Origin of the sequence: Methanosarcina acetivorans C2A (assembly GCF_000007345.1) — an archaeon.
GTDB lineage: Archaea > Halobacteriota > Methanosarcinia > Methanosarcinales > Methanosarcinaceae > Methanosarcina > Methanosarcina acetivorans.
Genome location: NC_003552.1, coordinates 2,436,197 through 2,454,769, shown reverse-complemented (window position 1 = coordinate 2,454,769; position 18,573 = coordinate 2,436,197). Strand labels below are relative to the sequence as shown.

At 43.7% G+C, this 18,573-nt stretch carries 15 protein-coding genes; 6 read left to right on the top strand and 9 right to left on the bottom strand.

What is annotated here, in order from left to right:
* Window positions 1–152: 152 nt before the first annotated feature.
* From MA_RS10330 to radC, 5 genes are all read right to left on the bottom strand, one after another.
* Window positions 153–467, bottom strand: coding sequence for a hypothetical protein (locus MA_RS10330; protein WP_157860167.1), 315 nt, complete (start codon window positions 465–467; stop codon window positions 153–155).
* Window positions 468–2,727: 2,260 nt separating this feature from the next.
* A complete protein-coding gene (locus MA_RS10325; protein WP_011021977.1) occupies window positions 2,728–4,404 on the bottom strand; it encodes an indolepyruvate ferredoxin oxidoreductase subunit alpha in 1,677 nt (558 codons plus the stop codon).
* Between the two features lie 55 nt (window positions 4,405–4,459).
* Window positions 4,460–5,515 carry a methanogenesis marker protein 11 gene (mmp11, locus tag MA_RS10320; RefSeq protein WP_011021976.1) on the bottom strand — a complete coding sequence of 352 codons (1,056 nt, stop codon included), beginning with the start codon at window positions 5,513–5,515 and terminating at the stop codon, window positions 4,460–4,462.
* A gap of 198 nt (window positions 5,516–5,713) precedes the next feature.
* Window positions 5,714–6,292, bottom strand: coding sequence for a flavodoxin family protein (locus MA_RS10315; protein ID WP_011021975.1), 579 nt, complete (start codon window positions 6,290–6,292; stop codon window positions 5,714–5,716).
* Window positions 6,293–6,657: 365 nt separating this feature from the next.
* Complete coding sequence (gene radC / locus MA_RS10310) at window positions 6,658–7,347, bottom strand: RadC family protein (RefSeq protein ID WP_011021974.1); 690 nt, start codon at window positions 7,345–7,347, stop codon at window positions 6,658–6,660.
* 320 nt (window positions 7,348–7,667) lie between these two features.
* Here radC and MA_RS10305 point away from each other — a divergent pair, with 320 nt between their 5' ends.
* Window positions 7,668–8,504: a molybdopterin synthase gene (locus MA_RS10305; protein WP_048065273.1), complete on the top strand. Its 837-nt coding sequence runs from the start codon at window positions 7,668–7,670 to the stop codon at window positions 8,502–8,504.
* 59 nt (window positions 8,505–8,563) lie between these two features.
* Window positions 8,564–9,241 carry a molybdenum cofactor guanylyltransferase gene (locus tag MA_RS10300; RefSeq protein WP_011021972.1) on the top strand — a complete coding sequence of 226 codons (678 nt, stop codon included), beginning with the start codon at window positions 8,564–8,566 and terminating at the stop codon, window positions 9,239–9,241.
* 472 nt (window positions 9,242–9,713) lie between these two features.
* Here the strand turns inward: MA_RS10300 and MA_RS26840 are convergent, their stop codons facing one another.
* Together MA_RS26840 and MA_RS10295 are read right to left on the bottom strand one after the other, a co-directional pair.
* Entirely contained in the window at window positions 9,714–9,872 is a 159-nt protein-coding gene (locus MA_RS26840; RefSeq protein ID WP_157860166.1) for a hypothetical protein, read from the bottom strand.
* Between the two features lie 421 nt (window positions 9,873–10,293).
* Window positions 10,294–10,875 (bottom strand): DUF523 domain-containing protein, encoded by a 582-nt coding sequence (locus tag MA_RS10295; RefSeq protein WP_011021971.1) that lies wholly within the window; start codon window positions 10,873–10,875, stop codon window positions 10,294–10,296.
* 87 nt (window positions 10,876–10,962) lie between these two features.
* Here MA_RS10295 and MA_RS26835 point away from each other — a divergent pair, with 87 nt between their 5' ends.
* Both MA_RS26835 and MA_RS10290 read left to right on the top strand, forming a co-directional pair.
* On the top strand, window positions 10,963–11,118 hold the full coding sequence (locus MA_RS26835; protein WP_157860165.1) for a hypothetical protein: 156 nt from the start codon (window positions 10,963–10,965) through the stop codon (window positions 11,116–11,118).
* Window positions 11,111–12,016 (top strand): hypothetical protein, encoded by a 906-nt coding sequence (locus tag MA_RS10290; protein WP_011021970.1) that lies wholly within the window; start codon window positions 11,111–11,113, stop codon window positions 12,014–12,016. The genes MA_RS26835 and MA_RS10290 overlap by 8 nt, the downstream gene beginning before the upstream one ends.
* Window positions 12,017–12,821: 805 nt before the next feature.
* On the opposite strand, the gene MA_RS10285 is transcribed toward MA_RS10290, so the two are convergent.
* Window positions 12,822–13,730: a TIGR00269 family protein gene (locus tag MA_RS10285; protein WP_011021969.1), complete on the bottom strand. Its 909-nt coding sequence runs from the start codon at window positions 13,728–13,730 to the stop codon at window positions 12,822–12,824.
* 1,668 nt (window positions 13,731–15,398) lie between these two features.
* Between MA_RS10285 and MA_RS10280 the strand changes: the two genes are divergently transcribed.
* On the top strand, window positions 15,399–16,787 hold the full coding sequence (locus tag MA_RS10280) for a tripartite tricarboxylate transporter permease (RefSeq protein WP_011021968.1): 1,389 nt from the start codon (window positions 15,399–15,401) through the stop codon (window positions 16,785–16,787).
* Window positions 16,788–16,878: 91 nt separating this feature from the next.
* Here the strand turns inward: MA_RS10280 and MA_RS10275 are convergent, their stop codons facing one another.
* Window positions 16,879–17,598 carry a DUF169 domain-containing protein gene (locus MA_RS10275; protein ID WP_048065272.1) on the bottom strand — a complete coding sequence of 240 codons (720 nt, stop codon included), beginning with the start codon at window positions 17,596–17,598 and terminating at the stop codon, window positions 16,879–16,881.
* Window positions 17,599–18,059: 461 nt separating this feature from the next.
* On the opposite strand from MA_RS10275, the gene MA_RS10270 reads away from it, so the two are divergent.
* Complete coding sequence (locus MA_RS10270; protein ID WP_011021966.1) at window positions 18,060–18,569, top strand: PASTA domain-containing protein; 510 nt, start codon at window positions 18,060–18,062, stop codon at window positions 18,567–18,569.
* The last annotated feature ends 4 nt before the right edge of the window (window positions 18,570–18,573 follow it).

The following is an 18,573-nucleotide window of genomic DNA, read 5'->3' as shown; positions in this document are numbered from 1 at the left end:
CAGAACTTTGGAAAAAGTCAGAATGAGTTAGGACTTACGCAGTAGTTTAACTGGTAAACCTTAACTGGTAAATTCCTATCTCATCAGGTGTTACCGTCATGGATTGTACTCAAGCTTGTGGTTCGGTATTTTAGTTAGCTAACTTGTTGTAGTTACCAGAACCAGCCCCAGGACCAGAAGCCAGGTATCCACACCATGATTATCTTGTAGTATATAACTTGTATGTACTTATATCCAGTCCACTTCTTCTGGTAGTACCCTACTTTTCTCTTCTCAGAGTGACCTTTCACCCAGCTTTTCTTATATTCTTTATGCTTCTTTCCGTCTTTATAATCATATTTCTTGTAATTATCCCCTTTCTTGTCATATCCTTTGTAACCAGATCCTCCTGCGCTTGCTGCTGCAGCAGTTACTGACAATACAAAACAAACTGCTAAAAAAATACCAATTATCTTTTTCATTTTCAAGACTTTACCCACTCCCAGTATTTATTTAAACAATATATTTCTACACCTAATAAATACCGATAATTCCTCCAGACTTCCAGACTTTCTGAAACCCAGACTTTCTGAAACCATCGGTTTTGTGTATCAAATTGTTTTTCGGTTTTTGTGTATCTGTGTATCAAATCGTTTTCCGGCTACTGCCGGTTTGAAACTAACTTTTTGTCTTACCGCCTGTCTGCGGCTTGACAATTCTAAAATTGAGCAGATTAAATATAAATATACTTATAATAAATCCCAGCCTAAAAAGGTTTAATTAATAAAATAAGAGTTTTGAAGGATTTAATTAATAAAATAAAAGTTTTCAAGTTTTTAAGTCGATTTATATCCTTAAATATTCTATTTAATGCCCGCAAGACCCCTTAAAATTTAAATTTTGAGAGTGAATTATTGAATATCTCAGGCACAAACAAGTTTCTTCATATTTTATAGAACATAGAGGTGGTGTTTGTTTTTTCAGATCAGATATAATAATTCGTCCTCACTATCGATTCTTCCAGGTATTCTTATTTGGTCATTGGTGAAGGAATTTTCTCCCCTGAGACATATTTTTGTTTCCAGGTAAAAAGAGCTTAAGAGGATTTATATCAAAAAATAATTATTTTTAAACTTTTTATTCTCACTATAAGTGCAAATAACGTATTAAATATCTAAAAGGTTCATTAAAAATCTCATATTCTGAGACAAATCAATATAACCAGTTATTTGTAGATTCCCGGGTACAGGCATAAAAAGGCTATATGATTGTTATAGACACAGAGCTTGCGGAGTTTCACTGAGAAAACAGCAGCACAAGGCTCATCGGCTGCATGAGTCTTTGAACTACTGAAGTCATTTCTGTTGGGTAGCCGGGTGCGGCGAGATTCCGATGTAGAGTTTTGCCGCCCGAGTTGCGCCTCGGGAGTACGCGGTCTGTTTCGCTCCGCTCAAGCAGACTAATTTGCAGATAAAAATCGGGAGATTCGCTCAAGCAGACGATTTATGGGTTAAGAAGTGATCTGAGCTCAAGCAGACGATTTATAGGTTATAACAGTTAGCTTCGTTCAAGATGGCTGAATTATAATTTCTGTCCAATACGACCTTACTCGCTGTACTGGGTTGTTCCTGTCCCGCTCGACGCAGGAGAGCGGCCTTTCCTAAAAATGGAAGAAGAGATTAAAACGAAGAGATTAAAACGAAGAGATTAAAAAACTCACGTCAATTTTGAATTACGGGCACAAATAATGAAAGTAATTAAAAGTACTTTCATGGCGTGCGACAAGATGTTATGTCATGAATTGCTAAGATGCTGCCCTTTCCATTTGGGGTAACCCTACCAGAATGTGCGTCATTAGTAATGATGGGGTGCAAAGCTTCTGGGACAATGTGAGAACCTCTGAAAATCCAGTTCAGATAACTTGCTAGGGTAAGGGCTCCATGGGAAACGTAAAGTTAACCATTGTAAAAGTCGTGAAGTACAACAAGCGAAATTGGATTGATACGCTTGAACCAAAATGGTACGAAATCAGGCTTTAACAGCTGGCGTGATGTTAAATCAAATGGACAAACGGTTTCCGGCTTATAGATGGTCCCTAAAGAACCCATAATTATTCATGACATAAAACTTGGTAAGCTCTATTTGTCCCCTTTAAGAGGGTAGGAACTTCGTAAGGAGCAAGAATGACAAAGAGGGTAAAGGATTCAGTAAAAAACGAATGTCAATCCATTGGTCATCGGTTAAGGAGTTTTCTTGCCTGAAAGCTATCGATTTTGCACCAAAAGGCTGCCTTAAATTTTGGCTTTATTACATGAAATCGATATCCAGTTCCAGTCCACAACACATTAAAATTATTGACAATTGTTGTGAGAATGGAGGCAATTTATCACGATTCCTCACTCAACCGAAGACGCATGAATGTCAATCTGTAATGGATTGAATAGGGGTTCAAACTTTGCCCTAATCTGAAAAGATGCTGACTTACTGATAGTGTTTTCTTGTGTGAACGGAAACAAACTCACGAATGTAAGATACTCAAAGACACCAGTAGGTGAGAGGCGTACAGACAGTAATGTTAATGGGCTGTTATCCGGGATCACAAAATCAGTTATGCAAATAACTGATGCCTGATACAGAAAGGGTTTGAAAACACTCGAGCCGTATGAAGGGAAACTTTCACGTACGGTTCCTGGGGGAGAAAGGAGGAGTAATCCTCCCGACTTACCCGACAAAGAGCCGCCAAATGCCTCAATATTTTATGCATCGGCATTTTATGAAAATAACTGAAATTCCCGGAAGAGCAAGTTTTTTCAGGATCAGGTCCGAAAGCTCTGAACCGGGGCCAGGCTTTTTTTCTTCGTCTCTCTCCAGATCAAAAAATGACACATCAGGCACTATTGCTTCGACCATTTTTTGTAGGTCAGGGACTTTCTGCCCACCTGTCATGGCTGCGACTTCGTTCTGGAGTACAAGCACAAGCACTTCATAACCTTCGTTTGCAGCGTTTAAGAGCCCTAAGATTCCGGAATGTGCGAGGGCAAAGTCTCCTATTACGGCTATGCCTTTCTTCTCAAAGCCGCAGGCAACCGAGATTGCCGAGCCGAGGGCAAAGCTTACATCAACTGCAGCAAGGGGTTCTGGAGCGCTCCGGACCGAACAGCCCATGTCGCCGGCGATTTGAACATCGGGTATGCGGAGAAAGCGGTAAAGAGGAAGATAGGGACAGTCATCACAGATGGAAGCCCTGTCTTTTTTCCTGTCACCGGCGCGGACAGAATCCACGGAGACTGAGGGTGTTTCTTCTTCAATGTGCTCAAGGGCAAAAGAGATATCTTCTGGTGTTATTTGCCCGTAGGGTAGATGCCCTGTTTTTTTGCCGCAGACATTGCCTGCAATCCGAATTTGTTCTTCTATGAAGGGTTCTGACTCTTCCGCTATCAGCACCCTGCGTTTATTTTTAAGGAAATTCTCGATTTTCTGCAGGGGAAGGGGATTTACAAGGTTGAGCACAAGATGGGAAACTTCAGGGAGACGATCCATTTTTTTCAATGTGTCTTCCACGAATGAAGCCGCAAAACCGGAGGAGATAATTCCTATCCGTTCAGCCTCTTGCCCTTTTTTCCTTCCTTCTCTGATTTCGTTCAGGTCGGTATTTTCGGCTTCTGCTTCAAGCATCGGATAGGTTTTGGAATGAAAATGCTGGTGTTTTTCTACCATCCTAAGTTTCCAGATCGAACGGTTAAAAGTTGGGTGAGGAGCTGAAGCAGGGGGAAGGCGCAGGATTTTTCCTTCGGTTTTCTCCAGGCCTGCGGTTACCCTTAGAATTACCGGGGCTCGGCTTTCTTCCGAAAGTTCGTAAGCTCTCCGGAGGGCTCGGTACGCAGCATCAGGATCCACCGGGTCAAATACTGCAACTTCCGCTATTCTACCGTACCAGCGGGAGTCCTGCTCATTCTGAGAGCCTTTCACGCCGGGGTCGTCCCCTGTAATGATTACCAGCCCTGCACCTGTCGTATGCGTAACCGAGGTTATAAGGGGGTCGGAGAGCAGATTCATCCCGACGTGTTTTACAAGCACAAGAGCCCTTCTGCCTGAAACCGATGCTCCGAGTGCGATTTCGAGCGCAACTTTCTCGTTTGTAAGCCATCTGGCTTCACAGGTTGAATCGCGTGAGATGGTTGAGGCGTTATCTGCTTTAGTTGAAACCTTGTCCGTTTTAGTCGAGATGCTATCAGTTTTCAAAAAAAGTTCCATCAAGGAGGTGACAGGATATCCGGGGACTCCTGTTATAAGGGTGACGTCGCTGTCAAGGGCTGCAAGATAGAGGGCTTCAAATCCGTTACATGATACTGCTTCTTTTTCTTCTCCGTTCAAATTGACCCCTCCACTTCCGGGAATTTCAGGAATTTCGTCAGGCTTTAACATCTTTCAGGTAAATTCAGATACCATTTAATTGGTTTTAAGTACCATTTAATTGGTTTTAAGTATCATTTAATTGGTTTTTCCCTGTATTCATCGGCTGTATCTCTGTGCCGGGAATAATGGATTCTTCGGGTTTTCCGAACCAGGGCAGGGAGGCAAGAGCACCTATTATCCCGTTGCCGTCAAGCAGAACTTCTACATTGTTTTCTTCGGCACAGTGAAGGGCATCTGCCTTGGAAACCCTTTCTGTCCGGCAGCGATTGCTGTAGGCGTAAAGCCCTTTTGCATAAAAATCAGATAAGACGACAAGCCCCGTTTCTCTGGATGCGCTGTATTTTTGAAGAGTTCTTTTAAAAGAGCTTACGAGCCCTTCCTTTGCTTTTTTGTCCACACAGCCGAATTCCAGGACCGTTGACATGCAGTTCTGAGTCTTTTCCGGAACAGGGAAAAGCTGGACAAGGGAGTGGGAGAGATAGACGGCTTCCTGACAGTCCAGTTCTTTTGCGATGTTATGGGTCAGGGTCCAGGTGGCTCCGACGTCCTTTGAATCGGTGTCGTCTATGCCTATCAGGACGCGATCCCTGCGGGGAACCACAACTGTTCCTTTGGCACAGCGCTCTCCCCCGGATTCGGAAATCCTGTAGCGCAGCACTCCGTCTGCAAGTGCTCTGCAGCGGGTTGCACCGACCCCTCCGCCTCCAAGCCCTGCATAGGTGATTTCCACTTCGTCCCCCTGTACGATCACGGATTCTATGCCTGCGGCTGCTACCGAGGGTTTGAGTTCGAGTTTTGAGGTCCCTGTTTTCATAAAATAGCGGATCATATTTCCCGTTGAACGGGCTTTCAGGATAAGAGGAGCTTTTGCATAATGGTAAAGGGACCAGGCCGCCCCGCTGTAGCAATTGGAATGCTCAATAATCTCAGCATACTCGTTTTTCGCATCACAGACCGCATAGATGCCCCGATAAGGCACGGTATAGGGGTCATTTAGAGTAATTTCCTCAGTCTGTCTTTTATCCAGTGCACAGGCGTTTATATGTTTTGTAATGCCGAAGACCTCCTTTTTGTGGGGGATGGAAAGTGGGAGGATAATTTGTTTGATCGAAAAGCCCATTTCCTATAGATATACATATAGGTATCGCAGGTTTAGCAAGTTATATAGTAGGGGTATAAGGTATTGGTTTGTCAGATGTATTGGTTTGCCGGCTGTATTTGCCGGATGTATTGGTTTGCCAGGTAAATCGGAGGCGAGTATAAGAACCTAACAATACAAGTATCTAACTGTTTTTACCCAATTAAAATGAATTTCATCTCAATTACAATGAATTTTTTTCAGGAGCCAGGCCATATTTTGCCCCAGGTTTTTCATATTCTCAATGCCTTCCTGATCCTGGTCGACTTCTCCTATGGCATTTCCGTAAACCATGTTCCAGTAACTTGAGCCTACAAGAAACATTTCTTTGCTGTACAGGAAGTTGTTAAGGGTATCAAAGGCACTGATAGCCCCTCCGCGGCGGGCAGCAATAACCGAGGCTCCCACTTTATGCTTTAAAAGCCCCCTGTTTCCTGCCAGTACCATACTTGCCCGGTCAATCAGGGCTTTCATCTGGGAAGTCACATTAGCGGAATATACGGGGGAACCAAGAATAATCCCGTCCGAAGCCGCCATTTTCTCCAGGCATTCATTAAAAAAGTCATCTTTATTGACACATTGCTTATTTTTGTTTTTATGACAGGCCCGGCAGGCCTTGCAGCCCACTATGTTTTTGTCTGAGAGTTGAATGAGTTCGGTTTCAATACCCTCTTTCTTCAGTTCGTCAAACACAATTTGAATCAGGATTGCGGTATTCCCGTTTTTTCGCGGGCTTCCGTTAATGCCGATAACTTTCATAAGCTTCAACTCTTAATTTCTTTTTTCCGTTTTTCTTTTTTCCGTAATGTGCACAGATGTGGAATTTGTTCACTTATATTTGTTCACTTACATTTGTTCACTTACATTTGTTCACTTACATTTGTTCACTTACATTTATTCACTTACATTTATTCACTTACATTTATTCACTTACTTGTCCAAATCTGTCATTAAAGGTGAGGAAGATTTCTAAATACTGCCTATTCAAGAAAAACAAGTGATTTTTATGGATTTTTGCTAAAAACGAGTTGTGTAAGAGATTTTCGGTACTTTACGAGTTTAGTTCTTGAAAGTTTAGTTCTTGAAAATTTGATTTTTGCGAGTTCTGAAAGATCAAATGCTTTTTACCTTACAAACCCTTCGTCTTTGAGGCTCACGTACCTGCCATCTCCTATGATTATGTGGTCAAGGATGTCGATTCCGAGGAGTTTTCCTCCTTCGACAAGTTTTTCAGTAACCATTATGTCTTCCCTGCTCGGGCTCGGGTCCCCTGAGGGATGGTTGTGGACCATGATCACCGAAGCCGAGGATTCCAGAAGAGCCGATTTAAAAACCTCACGCGGATGCACGATGCTGGCGTTCAGGCTGCCTATGGATACCACTTCTTCTTTCAGAATCTGGTTTTTTGTATCAAGATAGAGTGTTATAAATTTTTCTTTTTTTTGTTCCCGCATTCTGGGGTACATCAGGGCATAGACATCTTTTGGGGAACAGATTTTCCTCTTTGGCTCTTCCACAAAAGTCTCAAGCCGCCTTGCAAGCTCGAAAACCGCAGCTATCTGGGCAGCTTTTGCTTTTCCGACCCCATGAACCTGCGTAAGCCTTGAAACGTTTGCAAGGCTCAGCTGTTTGATGTTGTATTCCGCAAGTATCCGGCTGCAGAGGCTTATTACATTTTCTTCCTTTGACCCTGTCCTCAGGACTATCCCCAGCAGCTCGGCATTTGAAAGGGACTCCGGCCCGCTTCGAATAAGCCTTTCTCTGGGACGATCTTCTTCGGGAAGGTCATGAATCCTTACTTTGTTTACTTCCATACTCTACCCCTATTTAATCTGATTTTTCTCACAGAACTCCTCTGAATTCTCTGGGTTCCTCTGATTTACTTTGAGTTCCTTGTCTCTGTCTGAATCTCTCCGAATTCGCCGAACAGACAGACACTATATATTATCGAAGTTTCAATATTTGAACCTTTACAAAAATTATCCAATCAGTCTTTTTTTCTACATATTCGACTTAATTACTTTGACTCTTCTTTTAATTTCATCTCGATTGATCTGAACCCTGTAAAAAAAGAAATGAAAGAGAAGAAAGATGCCGGCCCTTACTTATACCGGGAAGTCCATAAGGCTCTTTGATGAAGGTCATTTCTGTTGTAGGGTATAAGAAATCGGGCAAGACAGCCCTTGTTTCAGCTCTTGTCCGGCATCTTTCCGGCTTCGGGACAGTTGGCACTGTAAAACACATGGGAGAACAGCGCCTCAACCCTGGAGAAACGGATACAGGCAGGCATTTTGATGCGGGAGCGGATATGGTAGTAGGGATCACGGGCTCCGAACTTGTCAGCTTTGCCAGAGACTCCAGCCTTGAAAACGCCCTCGATATGCTCTGCGACCGGGGGCTTGATTTTGCTGTAGTAGAAGGGTTTAAGGACAGCAATCTCCCGAAAATCGTGATTGAAGGCCTTGAGGGGGTTTCCAATGTCGTTTTCAGAGTACCTGCTGATATTGATCCTCATGAGGAACTCACGGCTTCCCTTGTAGGCATGACCCTTGCCCAGCCTGACCGCTACACCCTTGAAGCCCTTATAAAGAAAGCCCGGAAAAATCCGGTTATCCAGAAAGCAGGAGCAATCGGCACTTTCACTGGCATCGTCCGCGAACTTGCAGGAGAGGAAAAGACAGCAAGGCTCGAGTTTGAGAAATACGAACCCGAAGCCTCAAAGGTGCTGGACAAAATCGGGGAAGAGATTAAGCAAAAAGAAGGAATCCTCGAGGTCCTCCTCCACCACAAAACAGGCGTCATCGAAGCCGGCGAAGATATAGTCTACATCGTGATCGCATCCGCCCACAGGGCTGAACTCTTCCCCGCCCTCAGCGAAGCCATCGAGCGGATAAAAGCCGAAGCCCCAATCTGGAAAAAGGAATTCACGGAAAAAGAAGAGTTCTGGGTCCACGACAGGGAACACGCCTGACGACAGGGAACACCCCTGAATACAAAAATTGAGAGCAGCAAAAACAGGGACGGAAATTAATGAGCGGAAAAACAGAACTTAAACCGGGGAGAACAAAATCCAGAAGCGCAATCGTGCTGGCAGGAGGCAGGGGCCGCCGGATGGGCATGGTCGAAAAAGCTCTCCTCGAATTTGAAGGAAAAACTATCCTCGAACGCCTGCTTGAAAACCTCTTCCGGGTCGTGGACGAGGTAATCCTTTCGGTCCGCGACATCCCCCAGAAAGAAAAACTCCTCCCGGTGCTCGAAAAATTCCCGGACCGGGAAATCCGTTTCTGTTTTGATTCCAGAGAGGATGCCGGGCCCCTTGAAGGCATCCGGGCAGGGTTGCTCGAATCAAGGTCAGAGTACTCTTTCGTCTGCGCCGGGGATATGCCTTTTGTAAATTCCGAAATTGTTGACCTGCTGTTTGAAAAGGCAAATGGGCATGATGCTGCTCTCCCGAGGTGGGAGGAGGATAGAATGTATGAGCCTCTGCATGCGGTCTACTCAAGAAAAATGCTGCTGGAAATTGAGAAGACTTTTGAAGGGGAAAGGAATTCGGTGCTTACGCCGGTTTTTGCGATGAAGGATGTTGTTTTTGTTGAGGTTTCGGAGATTCGGGGAATTGATCCTGAGTTGAGGACTTTTGCGAATATTAATACGGTTGAAGATATTGAGAGTATGATAGGGTCTGTGGTGGGAAAAGTGGAATTGTGATATGAATTTGGTTAACAGATTTTGATATTTTTACTTGTTTGAATAACCGCTTCATCTGAAAAGTTTATGCTTAAGGCTTATCATCTGGAAAGTTTATGCTTAAGGCTTTATCATCTGAAAAATAAGGTTGAAATCCTCATTTTTTTACTGTTTTGCTATATTTTTCATGAAAAGGCCGGTCGCCTTCGACGACCGGTGAGTGCCCGGGTTTTTTAGAACCTATGCACTAAGGTTAGTCTGGCGGATTGGAGCAAAATGGATCTTTATTTGTCACGCTGATATTTCATTAAACCTATTTTCACTTTCCCGCATTCTCTATTTCAAGCTTCATATCTCGCTTCTATTCCCCTGAATCTGCGCAGCTTCCAGGACTTCAGTAAACTCGGGAGACATTCAGGACAAAAAGCCTTTTTTCCAATAGCACGAGACTTATCCTAAATACACGATCTGAATATATAATGAATCAGTATCCTTAACGATTTTGTGTGTCGCGTGTGAAGTCACTGGCGGTCATACATTTGTCTGACATTTCTTGAATTAGTTTTTCCCTTTCTTCCCTTATCCTTTTCATGTCCTCATCAAATGATTCATGAAGTGGGACGCGTATACACCGTATGGGACCTTTTCTCATGGTTTTTCCTTCTGTCTATATCCATGATTTTTCATATTGATTATTTTTTAAACAAATATATAATTACACATCATTGGTCATCAGTTAAGTAGTTTGATATTTTTTCACCACTGTATGACGAAGAGCCGAAAACGACAAAGTGAGGCTACAATATTTACGGATATATTTAGTTGAAGACCTGATAAGGTTCTCATGGTATGCGGTCTAGGTGCGATCTAGGAGACCCTCATTGTAAACGACATCAGTAAGAGCTGGTATCGATTCAGAAATATATCAAAAACAAATATATCAAAAACAAATTATTGAATTGATCAATGAGAGATTAGTTTATATCGCTCACAAAAACAACGGAAAGTTACATTGGTAAACTACAGTCATCACGACAATCGATTAATTACAGCTTCCAGATGTTTTTTTCCTTTTACCTTCCCGCATCCTCTATCTCAAACTCAACCCCGCGCCCTTCAAGCTCTTTTATAATTTCTTCCATGAACACGCCCGGTCCTGGGGTGTGGTTGTGGTGGAATTCTTTTGATTTTCCGGGTTCGCCGCCTACGCTTGTTATGTATACGCCACAGGAGGGACTTTTGGGGACGCCGATAATCCTGAGCTTTATGCCGTTGGCTGCGAGGTCTTCGAGCATGTCGGCAAGGGGGGTGAAGATTTTGCGGCAGAAGCGTCTGTAGGAGGGGTGGTCGAGCTGGTCTTTCGTGATTTCCCGGCGCCTCATTCCAAGGTACATGGATTCGGGGCAGGGGAGCTGGATTATGTTTGCGCCTTTCGGGTTGACCGGGGTGGCGGGTTTTGCTCCTTTGAGTCTTGCAAGGGGGTTGAGCAGGCAGTGGCCCAGGACTAGGATCTCTTTAGGGGAGTCGTCTGTTTCGGGTTTTTCGGGGAGCGTGTATTTTCTGGGAACTGCGGGGTTTTCAGGGGTTATGGGATTTTCGGGAGATGCGAAGCTGTCCGGGGATGTGGGGGATTTGTAGGTTTCCAGTTTTTTCATGGGGTCACCTTTGCGTCAACTGTTTCTTTTCTTTTATGGGATCGCCATTTTTACATTTACGTAGATGAGAGATTGGGATGAGAGATTATGAGAGATTATATATTTATCTTCTGCATATGTATCCGAAAAATGGTATATGTGAGCCTGCAAACGAACCTTGTTTTTGCAGCCAGTCAGGACATGGCTGTTGTAGGGATGCAGAGCCAATGCCTTTTTATTCGGAAGGTTGTGTCACATGCATGAAGATTTTGGAACAATACTGAATAGAGGGTTCAAGACCTGGGTTAGAAATCTAAATATTTGTATTCCATATGTCCTGAATTTTTTTGTTAATTTAGTCCTTTATGTCTTTTTCTTTGCTATACTGGGTTTCCTGTTCTTCAACTCAGCTTCGGGAAACGTTATTAACCTTTCCACTCTTTCAAACGAGGAACTTTACTCCCTGCTCGTGGACGGGTTTATGGCTAACATTCCAGCCTCGATAGCCTCAATTCTTGTTTTTTCCCTGCTTGGGCTGTTCCTTCAGTCCTTTTTCACGGCAGGAGCAATCGGGATGGCAAAAAAGGCTTCCGAGACCGGGGATACCGTAATTTCCGACATGGTCAGGTTTGGCTCGAAAAACGCTGTCAGGTTCTTCCTTGTAAACCTGCTGTTGACCCTGATACTTCTTGCAGGTATCGTATTCGTAGTGCCTGGAGCCCTTACAATCGGAAACCTGAGCGGGCTGATCGAAAACCCGGCAGCAACTGTACAGGGTATGGGCACACTTGTCTTAGGAATCCTTGCCTGGGGAATCTACGTCCTGGTCATAAATATCACACTTTCCATTACCCCTTATGCCCTCGTAATCGACGAACTTGACCCCCTTGAAGCTATAAAAAAAGGTTACAGTTTTTTCAAGGAGAATAAACTCGATGTTTTCTTCATCTGGATTATTGTAGTCGGGCTGGCTTTCATCAATGGTCTTGTCAGCGAGCTTCTGGGTTCGGAAAACACTCTGATCTCAGGTCTAACATACTTCATCCCGATCCTCATACTTCAGCCGCTGACCACTGTTCTGTGGACCCGCCTCTACCTGACCATGGAAAGCAGGGAGCTCTATGACCCTTATGAACTGCTTTCCGATCCCGATGATTTCTAAAAGCTCCTGGAATCCAAAAATTCTTTTTTAATTTTCTGTTTTTTTCATTTTCTTTTTTAGTGCCTATAATTAAGCCGTTAATCCATTCCGTGCCCGGATCTTGAAGTTTTCAGTTTTTTCTTCCTGCATCGCAAGGGACTGTGCCTTCCTGTCCACCAGAAAAAAACCTGCAAGCCAGTACCGCAATTAAAAGAGGAAATGTCCTGAATAAATGTTACCAGAAATAAGAGAATATGGTCCTTAATCCCGTAAACCGTTTTTATAGTGGGAAATATAAGCGCCCCCGCCGGCTTGTCTGGAGGCCATTCTCATTAGGGAAAAAAGCAGAATATATGAAAAAGAAATAAAGACCGGAATCTATCCCTCGCTGCATGTTCGGTTCCGATTCTTATCCACAAACGTCATCAGTTGTTTTTACTTTTGGCATTTTCTTATTCTTTCTTCTTATTTGTGGGAAGACCGCTCTCCTGCGTCTCTTTATTTTACCATTATTTTAAGTAAGTCCTCTTTGAGCATAGCTCACTTTTTCCCATAGTAGTCTGCTTGAGCGAAACTCACTTTTCAACCACGAGTTAGTCCTCTTGAGCGAAACTCACTTTTCAACCACGAGTTAGTCCTCTTGAGCGAAACGAAGTGGAGCGAAAAGGACGGCGGGCTCCCGAATCGCAATTCGGGTGGCGCAACTCTGCCGGGACAAGAAAGACATAATACAGCGAATACTATTGTATGGGTCAGAAAATTTGTAATTACAGTCCTTTTTCAGGTTCTTTTCAGTTCCTTTTCAGGTGTTATTTTCTGGTCCTTTTCAGGTCCTGCCGAGCAGTTTACATGCCTGGCAGATATCTTCGGTACAGGTATCCCCGCAGATCCTGCATTTTTCGATTTTTGCAGGTGGCAGTTCCTTTGCAAGGGCGCCAACGAGCTTGTCAAAGCCGCGTAGTAAGGAATACTTGGTGCCCGGGTGTCCTGTCTCAAAATTGTTTAGCAGTTCCCTAATTTCCCCTCTGAGGGCTTCTCCTGCATACGGGCACTCACTGAAGTCCACAGGCAGGGAGTTTATTAAGGCATAGAGTGCCACTTCTTTTTCCGGGATATTCCGCAGGGGTTTTGCCCGCAACACAAGTCCTTCTACGGCTGCAGGAGGCGCAAGCCTGACCATGCGTTCCATATCTCCCCTGAAATGGTTGAGGAGAATGGTCTGGGCTTCATCGTCCAGGTTGTGCCCTGTTACAAGTTTCGTTGCCCCTATTTCAAGCGCTACTCTGTTAAGGATACTTTTTCTGAGAACTCCGCAGTAGCTGCATGTGCCTTTTTCCCGGTCCATTGCAGCCAGCTCGTCCATTGTAACCCCGTGTTCGTCTTTAAAAGACTTTATTATATGCCGGACGCCAAGGGTTTCCGTAAGCTTTTTTGCAAGCTCGAGGGAGTGGGGACGATATCCGTGGATTCCCTCATCGATTGAAACAGCCACGATCTGAATATCCGGCCTGTTCCCCAGGATCTTATGCATCACATAGAGAGCAACCGAGCTGTCCTTTCCCCCACTCAGGGCAACGGCTATTACGTCATTTTTCTTGATGCTGTAGTCTTTCCGGACTGTCAGCTTGATTTTCCTTTCAACGTCCTCTATAAAATGCCTTTTGCAGAGGTGCATTCCGGAGTATTTTTGAAAAATGATAGCTTCATGGTTGCACTTTTTACATTTAATAGTCATTTGAAATCCTTTTAAAATCCTTTTTTCTGCTTTGCACGAATTATCTGGAAAAAGCGGAAAATCTGCGTTTGTGAGTGTTTGGACTATATTTTATTTTGAAATAATTTTTCTTTGATCTATTCACTTGGATCTGTAAAATTATAATTGTGAAGGCTGCTTTAGGAAAGGAATCTCTCGTATATATGGTTTTTTACGTGCTTTCTGGAGAAATCGGTGTGTTTTTTATCTGCTTCAAGAGGTTTCCTCAACTTTATTCTGAAACTCTGTTTCCAAAAGTATATCCTTCTCAATAATCAAACCTTACTTATTATTCAGGCATTCGAATAATTTCGGGGAAACCAGGTTCAGCAAGGAGCAAAAACACAGGAAAAAAGGTGACTGCAGATGAATAAAGAGATCGAATAATTGTGGGAATGAGAAAAAATACCTGAAAGAGGAGATGAAAAGAGGCATAATAAACCGAGAAGAGGAAGTGACAGGAAAAAGATACTACCTGGGAGAGGAAGTGACCTGAAAGAGGATCAGCCGGGCAGGGGAGAGTCAGAAGAGGCAGAAGTAATCAGAGAGGGAAGAAAAAGGAAGCAAAAAGAAAAATGACAGAAATAATGAGCTGTACTGGAAATGGAGATAATTGACTTCAAGGTTGATCAATCCCTGAGCTGATTTCTTAAATTGAATCAGGTAGTTTGGAGATCAGAGTGGAAGTGAGAGGTAAAAATAGTATTGAGAGAGGGATTTGCCTCTCACTTCTCCGTTGGTTCTGATATCTGCGGAAGCCGGTTGAGGAATGGCGAACCTCATTTTCGACTTCCGCCTACGAAACCTCTCTCGGAATCGGGCACCGAGGAATGGCAAAAAACCTCGATAGTCGCCTCATCCTGGAGAGGTTCCGGTTGCGCAGGGCAGGACTGAGGAATGGCGAACCTCATTTGCCCTGGACTGCTGTTTTTTTGCTAAATGCTCTCATGAACCCCATTCAATATTAGCATTTAGGACTACATGCTATAGTATAGCTGTTATATATAAAACATAAGTGGAAATTATTTTTCTATTTCTTTGATGTAATAAATCGCCTTCAAAATTTTCAAGCAATTTATCGCAATGATGGGCTGAAATTGTTTGTACGAGCAAATGCTGCTATTTATATCTTCTTATAAAATGCCTCCTGCTCAGTAAAAAAAGCAAAATTCTAAAAGAAAATTTACTTATAATATTGAGGTCAAAATTCCTGGCCTTAATTTGAAATTACTGAGTTTCGCTTCCCGAGTTTCGCTTCCCGAGTTTCGCTTCGGGAGCACGAGGTCCTTTTCACTCGCTTCGCTCGTTCAAGAGGACTAAAAAAAGAATAAACCACAGATTTTCTTGCCCTTATTTATCAGTCTTTTATCTATCAATTGCGGCACTTGTTTGCAGATTATTTTTTCACCTGAGGGGCTGGTTTTAGCTCTGTATGGTGCGGAAAAAGGCTCTGCAGTATCTTTGAGTACATAGGGGTAAAATTAACCGATTAATAAATGATCGTAAATAGTTTTGACTTCAAGTATTTAAGCTCGGAAGAATGAGCACTTATTGACATAATTAACTATTAATACTAATTTTGTAAACTATTTAGTTAAGTTTGTTGAAATCTAATGAATTTTACTATAGTTCTTAGGGGAGTGCTGTTGAGTGGAAGAAGTTTCTTTATTCCTGATCCTTTTTTCTGTGCTTGCAGGCTATCTGCTGGGCATATTTTCAGGGCTTTTGCCTGGAATACATACTAATAATTTTGCACTTGCACTTGTAGCACTTGCCCCTTTTCTGGCTGAGAAGGGAGTCGCCCCTTTCTACATTGCCCTCATAATCCTCTCAAATGCGGTCTCTCATACGTTTCACGATATAATCCCGTCGGTGTTTTTAGGGGCGCCTGACGGAGATACGGCACTTGCGGTCCTTCCGGGGCACAGGCTTTTGCTTGAAGGCGCAGGGGCAGAGGCGGTCCGGCTTTCAGCCCTCGGAAGTGCAGGTTCGGTGGTTGTATCCATGCTTTTTGTCCTGCCTTTTTCCCTTTTCTTCGGGGCAGTTTACCCCTACCTGCAGGAGTATATGGCATGGGTCCTTCTAACGATTGTGTTTATCATGCTTGCGAGCGAGAAGGGCGAGGAGGTAAAGGGTCAGGGTTCACATGCAAAATACAGGTATAAAGCTTATGCCCTCCTGCTGTTTTTGATCACAGGAGTTCTGGGACTCTTCGCATTTTCAAGAGAAAATGTCCTGCTCCCGGTTATAAGCCTCGGGCAGGCATCCGTACTTCTTCCTCTCCTCAGCGGACTTTTCGGGGCTTCCCAGCTCATCATAAGCCTTCTCACAAAATCCGAGATCCCAGCCGAATCCGTTTCAAAATTCGAGCTTTCCCGAAAAAGGATCTTAAGAGGAGTCTTTACGGGCAGCACCGCAGGTTCCTTTGTAGCCTGGCTGCCAGGAGTTTCTTCTGCTATTGCTGCCCTTCTGGCCGGGCTTTTTGTAAGGTCCGATTTTGACCGAAGGTCCGTCAAAAAAGAAAGTATCAAGCCTGATTCCGGGGAGCAAAAGTCCTTTCTTTTTTCCGATCCCGATGCAGATAGTCAGGCGCTTGAGAGCTCAAAAGAATTTATTGTCTCGGTTTCAGGGGTAAATACCTCAAATGCGATTTTCGGGCTGGTAGCCCTCATGGTTATAGGAAAGGCAAGGAGTGGAGCAATGGCTGCCGTGAATGAAATCCTGGGGATTGGATCACCTGGTTTTCAGGTAGTACTGCCCTTTTTTGCTGCGATCCTGCTGACTGCCCTGTTTTCGTACTTTTCTACAGTCTGGATTGGGCACAACGCCCATCACTTGCTCCGGAAACTTGACTATACAAAACTCTGCACCGGAGTTCTGGCAGGGCTTGCAATAACGGTCTTTCTTTTTACAGGGTTTTTCGGGCTTTTCATTTTTGTAATTTCTACTTCAATAGGCATGCTCCCGTCTTTTATGAAAATCAGGAAATCCCATGCAATGGGAGTTATTTTACTGCCTGTTATCCTCTATTTCCTGTAATCCCGTATTTTTGTAACCTTTTACTTCCTATTTTTCTTTTATTTTCCGTATTCCTCTTTTTTTGTATAAGTATGCGCTTTTCCCTATCTTATCAATGCGCAGGAGCTTTTCCAACAATCGCCCTCAACCCTTCCACGAGGTCTTTCAGTGTTTTTGCGGGAATGCCAACGGTCAGTTCTGACTCCTGAATTTCCGTATAAGCCCTGCTGCCCGTACAGCCGACTGTTATTCCCATTTTGCCTGTCAGGTAGGGTTCGGCAACGGCATCGGAACAAAGACTCTGCTTGCCTGCAAATTCGGCTTCAATTCTCCCGCCTTCATTGTAGAGGGCTGCCTGGGTCAGGAGCATTAACTGTTCGGGAGTGCCGATTATCACAATAACATCAGGCATGAAACTTGCACTTTCAAGAGGGGCGTAAAGGGTTGCAACTGTGGATTCTGCCTCTACCATTGGGACCCTATCAAGGGTTTTTTTCGAAGCTTCAAGGGTCTTGAAATGCTTCAGTTTGTCAAAATAGAATTCCCCGCTTGCCAGCTTTGGCGGCATATGCCCAAGCCCCATTGCTGCAGCTCCTCCTTTGCAGGTCTGGTCTTCAAGAACGGCATAAAACTCTTCTTTTGTTCTGCGCACGCGATCCATCATCTGGCAGTGCTTCATCTTTTCTTTGATCCGCTGTATCCCTTCAGGAATTTCGGCACCTTTAGGAACCAGGGCTACTGCCACTGGTGAGGTTTCAAGCTTAAGCAATTCGATTATTTCCTTCCCATATTCATTTATTTCCTTAATTTGTCTGGGACTTGCTTTTTCCATCGTGATCACTCCTTATTATTCCCAACCCACTCTTTTTCGGCCCTTACTTTACAGGTTTATATATTCATGCTAAAGGATAGTGTAAGACTGAAAGCTTAAATAGAAATCAGAAGCAATGGTTCTTTCCGGTTTTTTGTGCCAGCTTTTCCGACTTGCGTTTGTTCTGGACATGCTTTCGATCACATGTTGTTATATTCTTCACATGAAATATTCTACACATGAAGTTATATCTTCTTCCATGAGATTAGCTTCCTTTCATGAAATCCTTTACTAAGGAGCGAAAATATAAAACTTAAAATGTATTGGATCGAAATTGTAGATGGAATAAAATAGAAGGGTTGAATAAAAGGTAAAACTGATTTCTTTAGATGAAGCTGGATCGAAAGAAAACTGGAGTGAAAGCCAAATCCCGATTTCGGCTTCACTGGAAGCAATGAATTGAGAAGAGGGGTTTACAGGTCATGAAAACACAACTTGAACAGCGTTTGGTAGAACTCAGGGCTGAATACGAATCAGGTCAGAAAATCCTCAAAGACATCGAGGCAAAGCTTGTAGAACTTGAAAACAGAAAGAAAAACCTGAATGAAACGCTCCTCAGGATCAGCGGCGCAATCGAGCTTCTGGAAGAGGTTCTGGAAGACCAAGGTAAAGTTAGCACTCCGGAAGTATCCGATTTGGAAGTACAGGAGGCCGAGTCTGAGATAAAAGAAGTTGAAGTGCCCGTTGTTATAAGGTTACCACTGGAGCATGCTGTTAAAAAGCTGGAAGAAACAGGACTTCGCGTAGGTAATGTCGGAGAGAAGAGCGTTTTTGTAGGAGGTGTCCGTTTCGGAGATGTTGTCCAGCAGGAACCGAAGGGTGGAACGCATGTGGATAAAGGGTCAGCGATAGACCTGCTCATAGCAAAAAAAGGGAAACTTAAACCGAATCTGAGCCAGAACTCACTTTTAAGTTCTTTTTCAGACCATTGAAGTC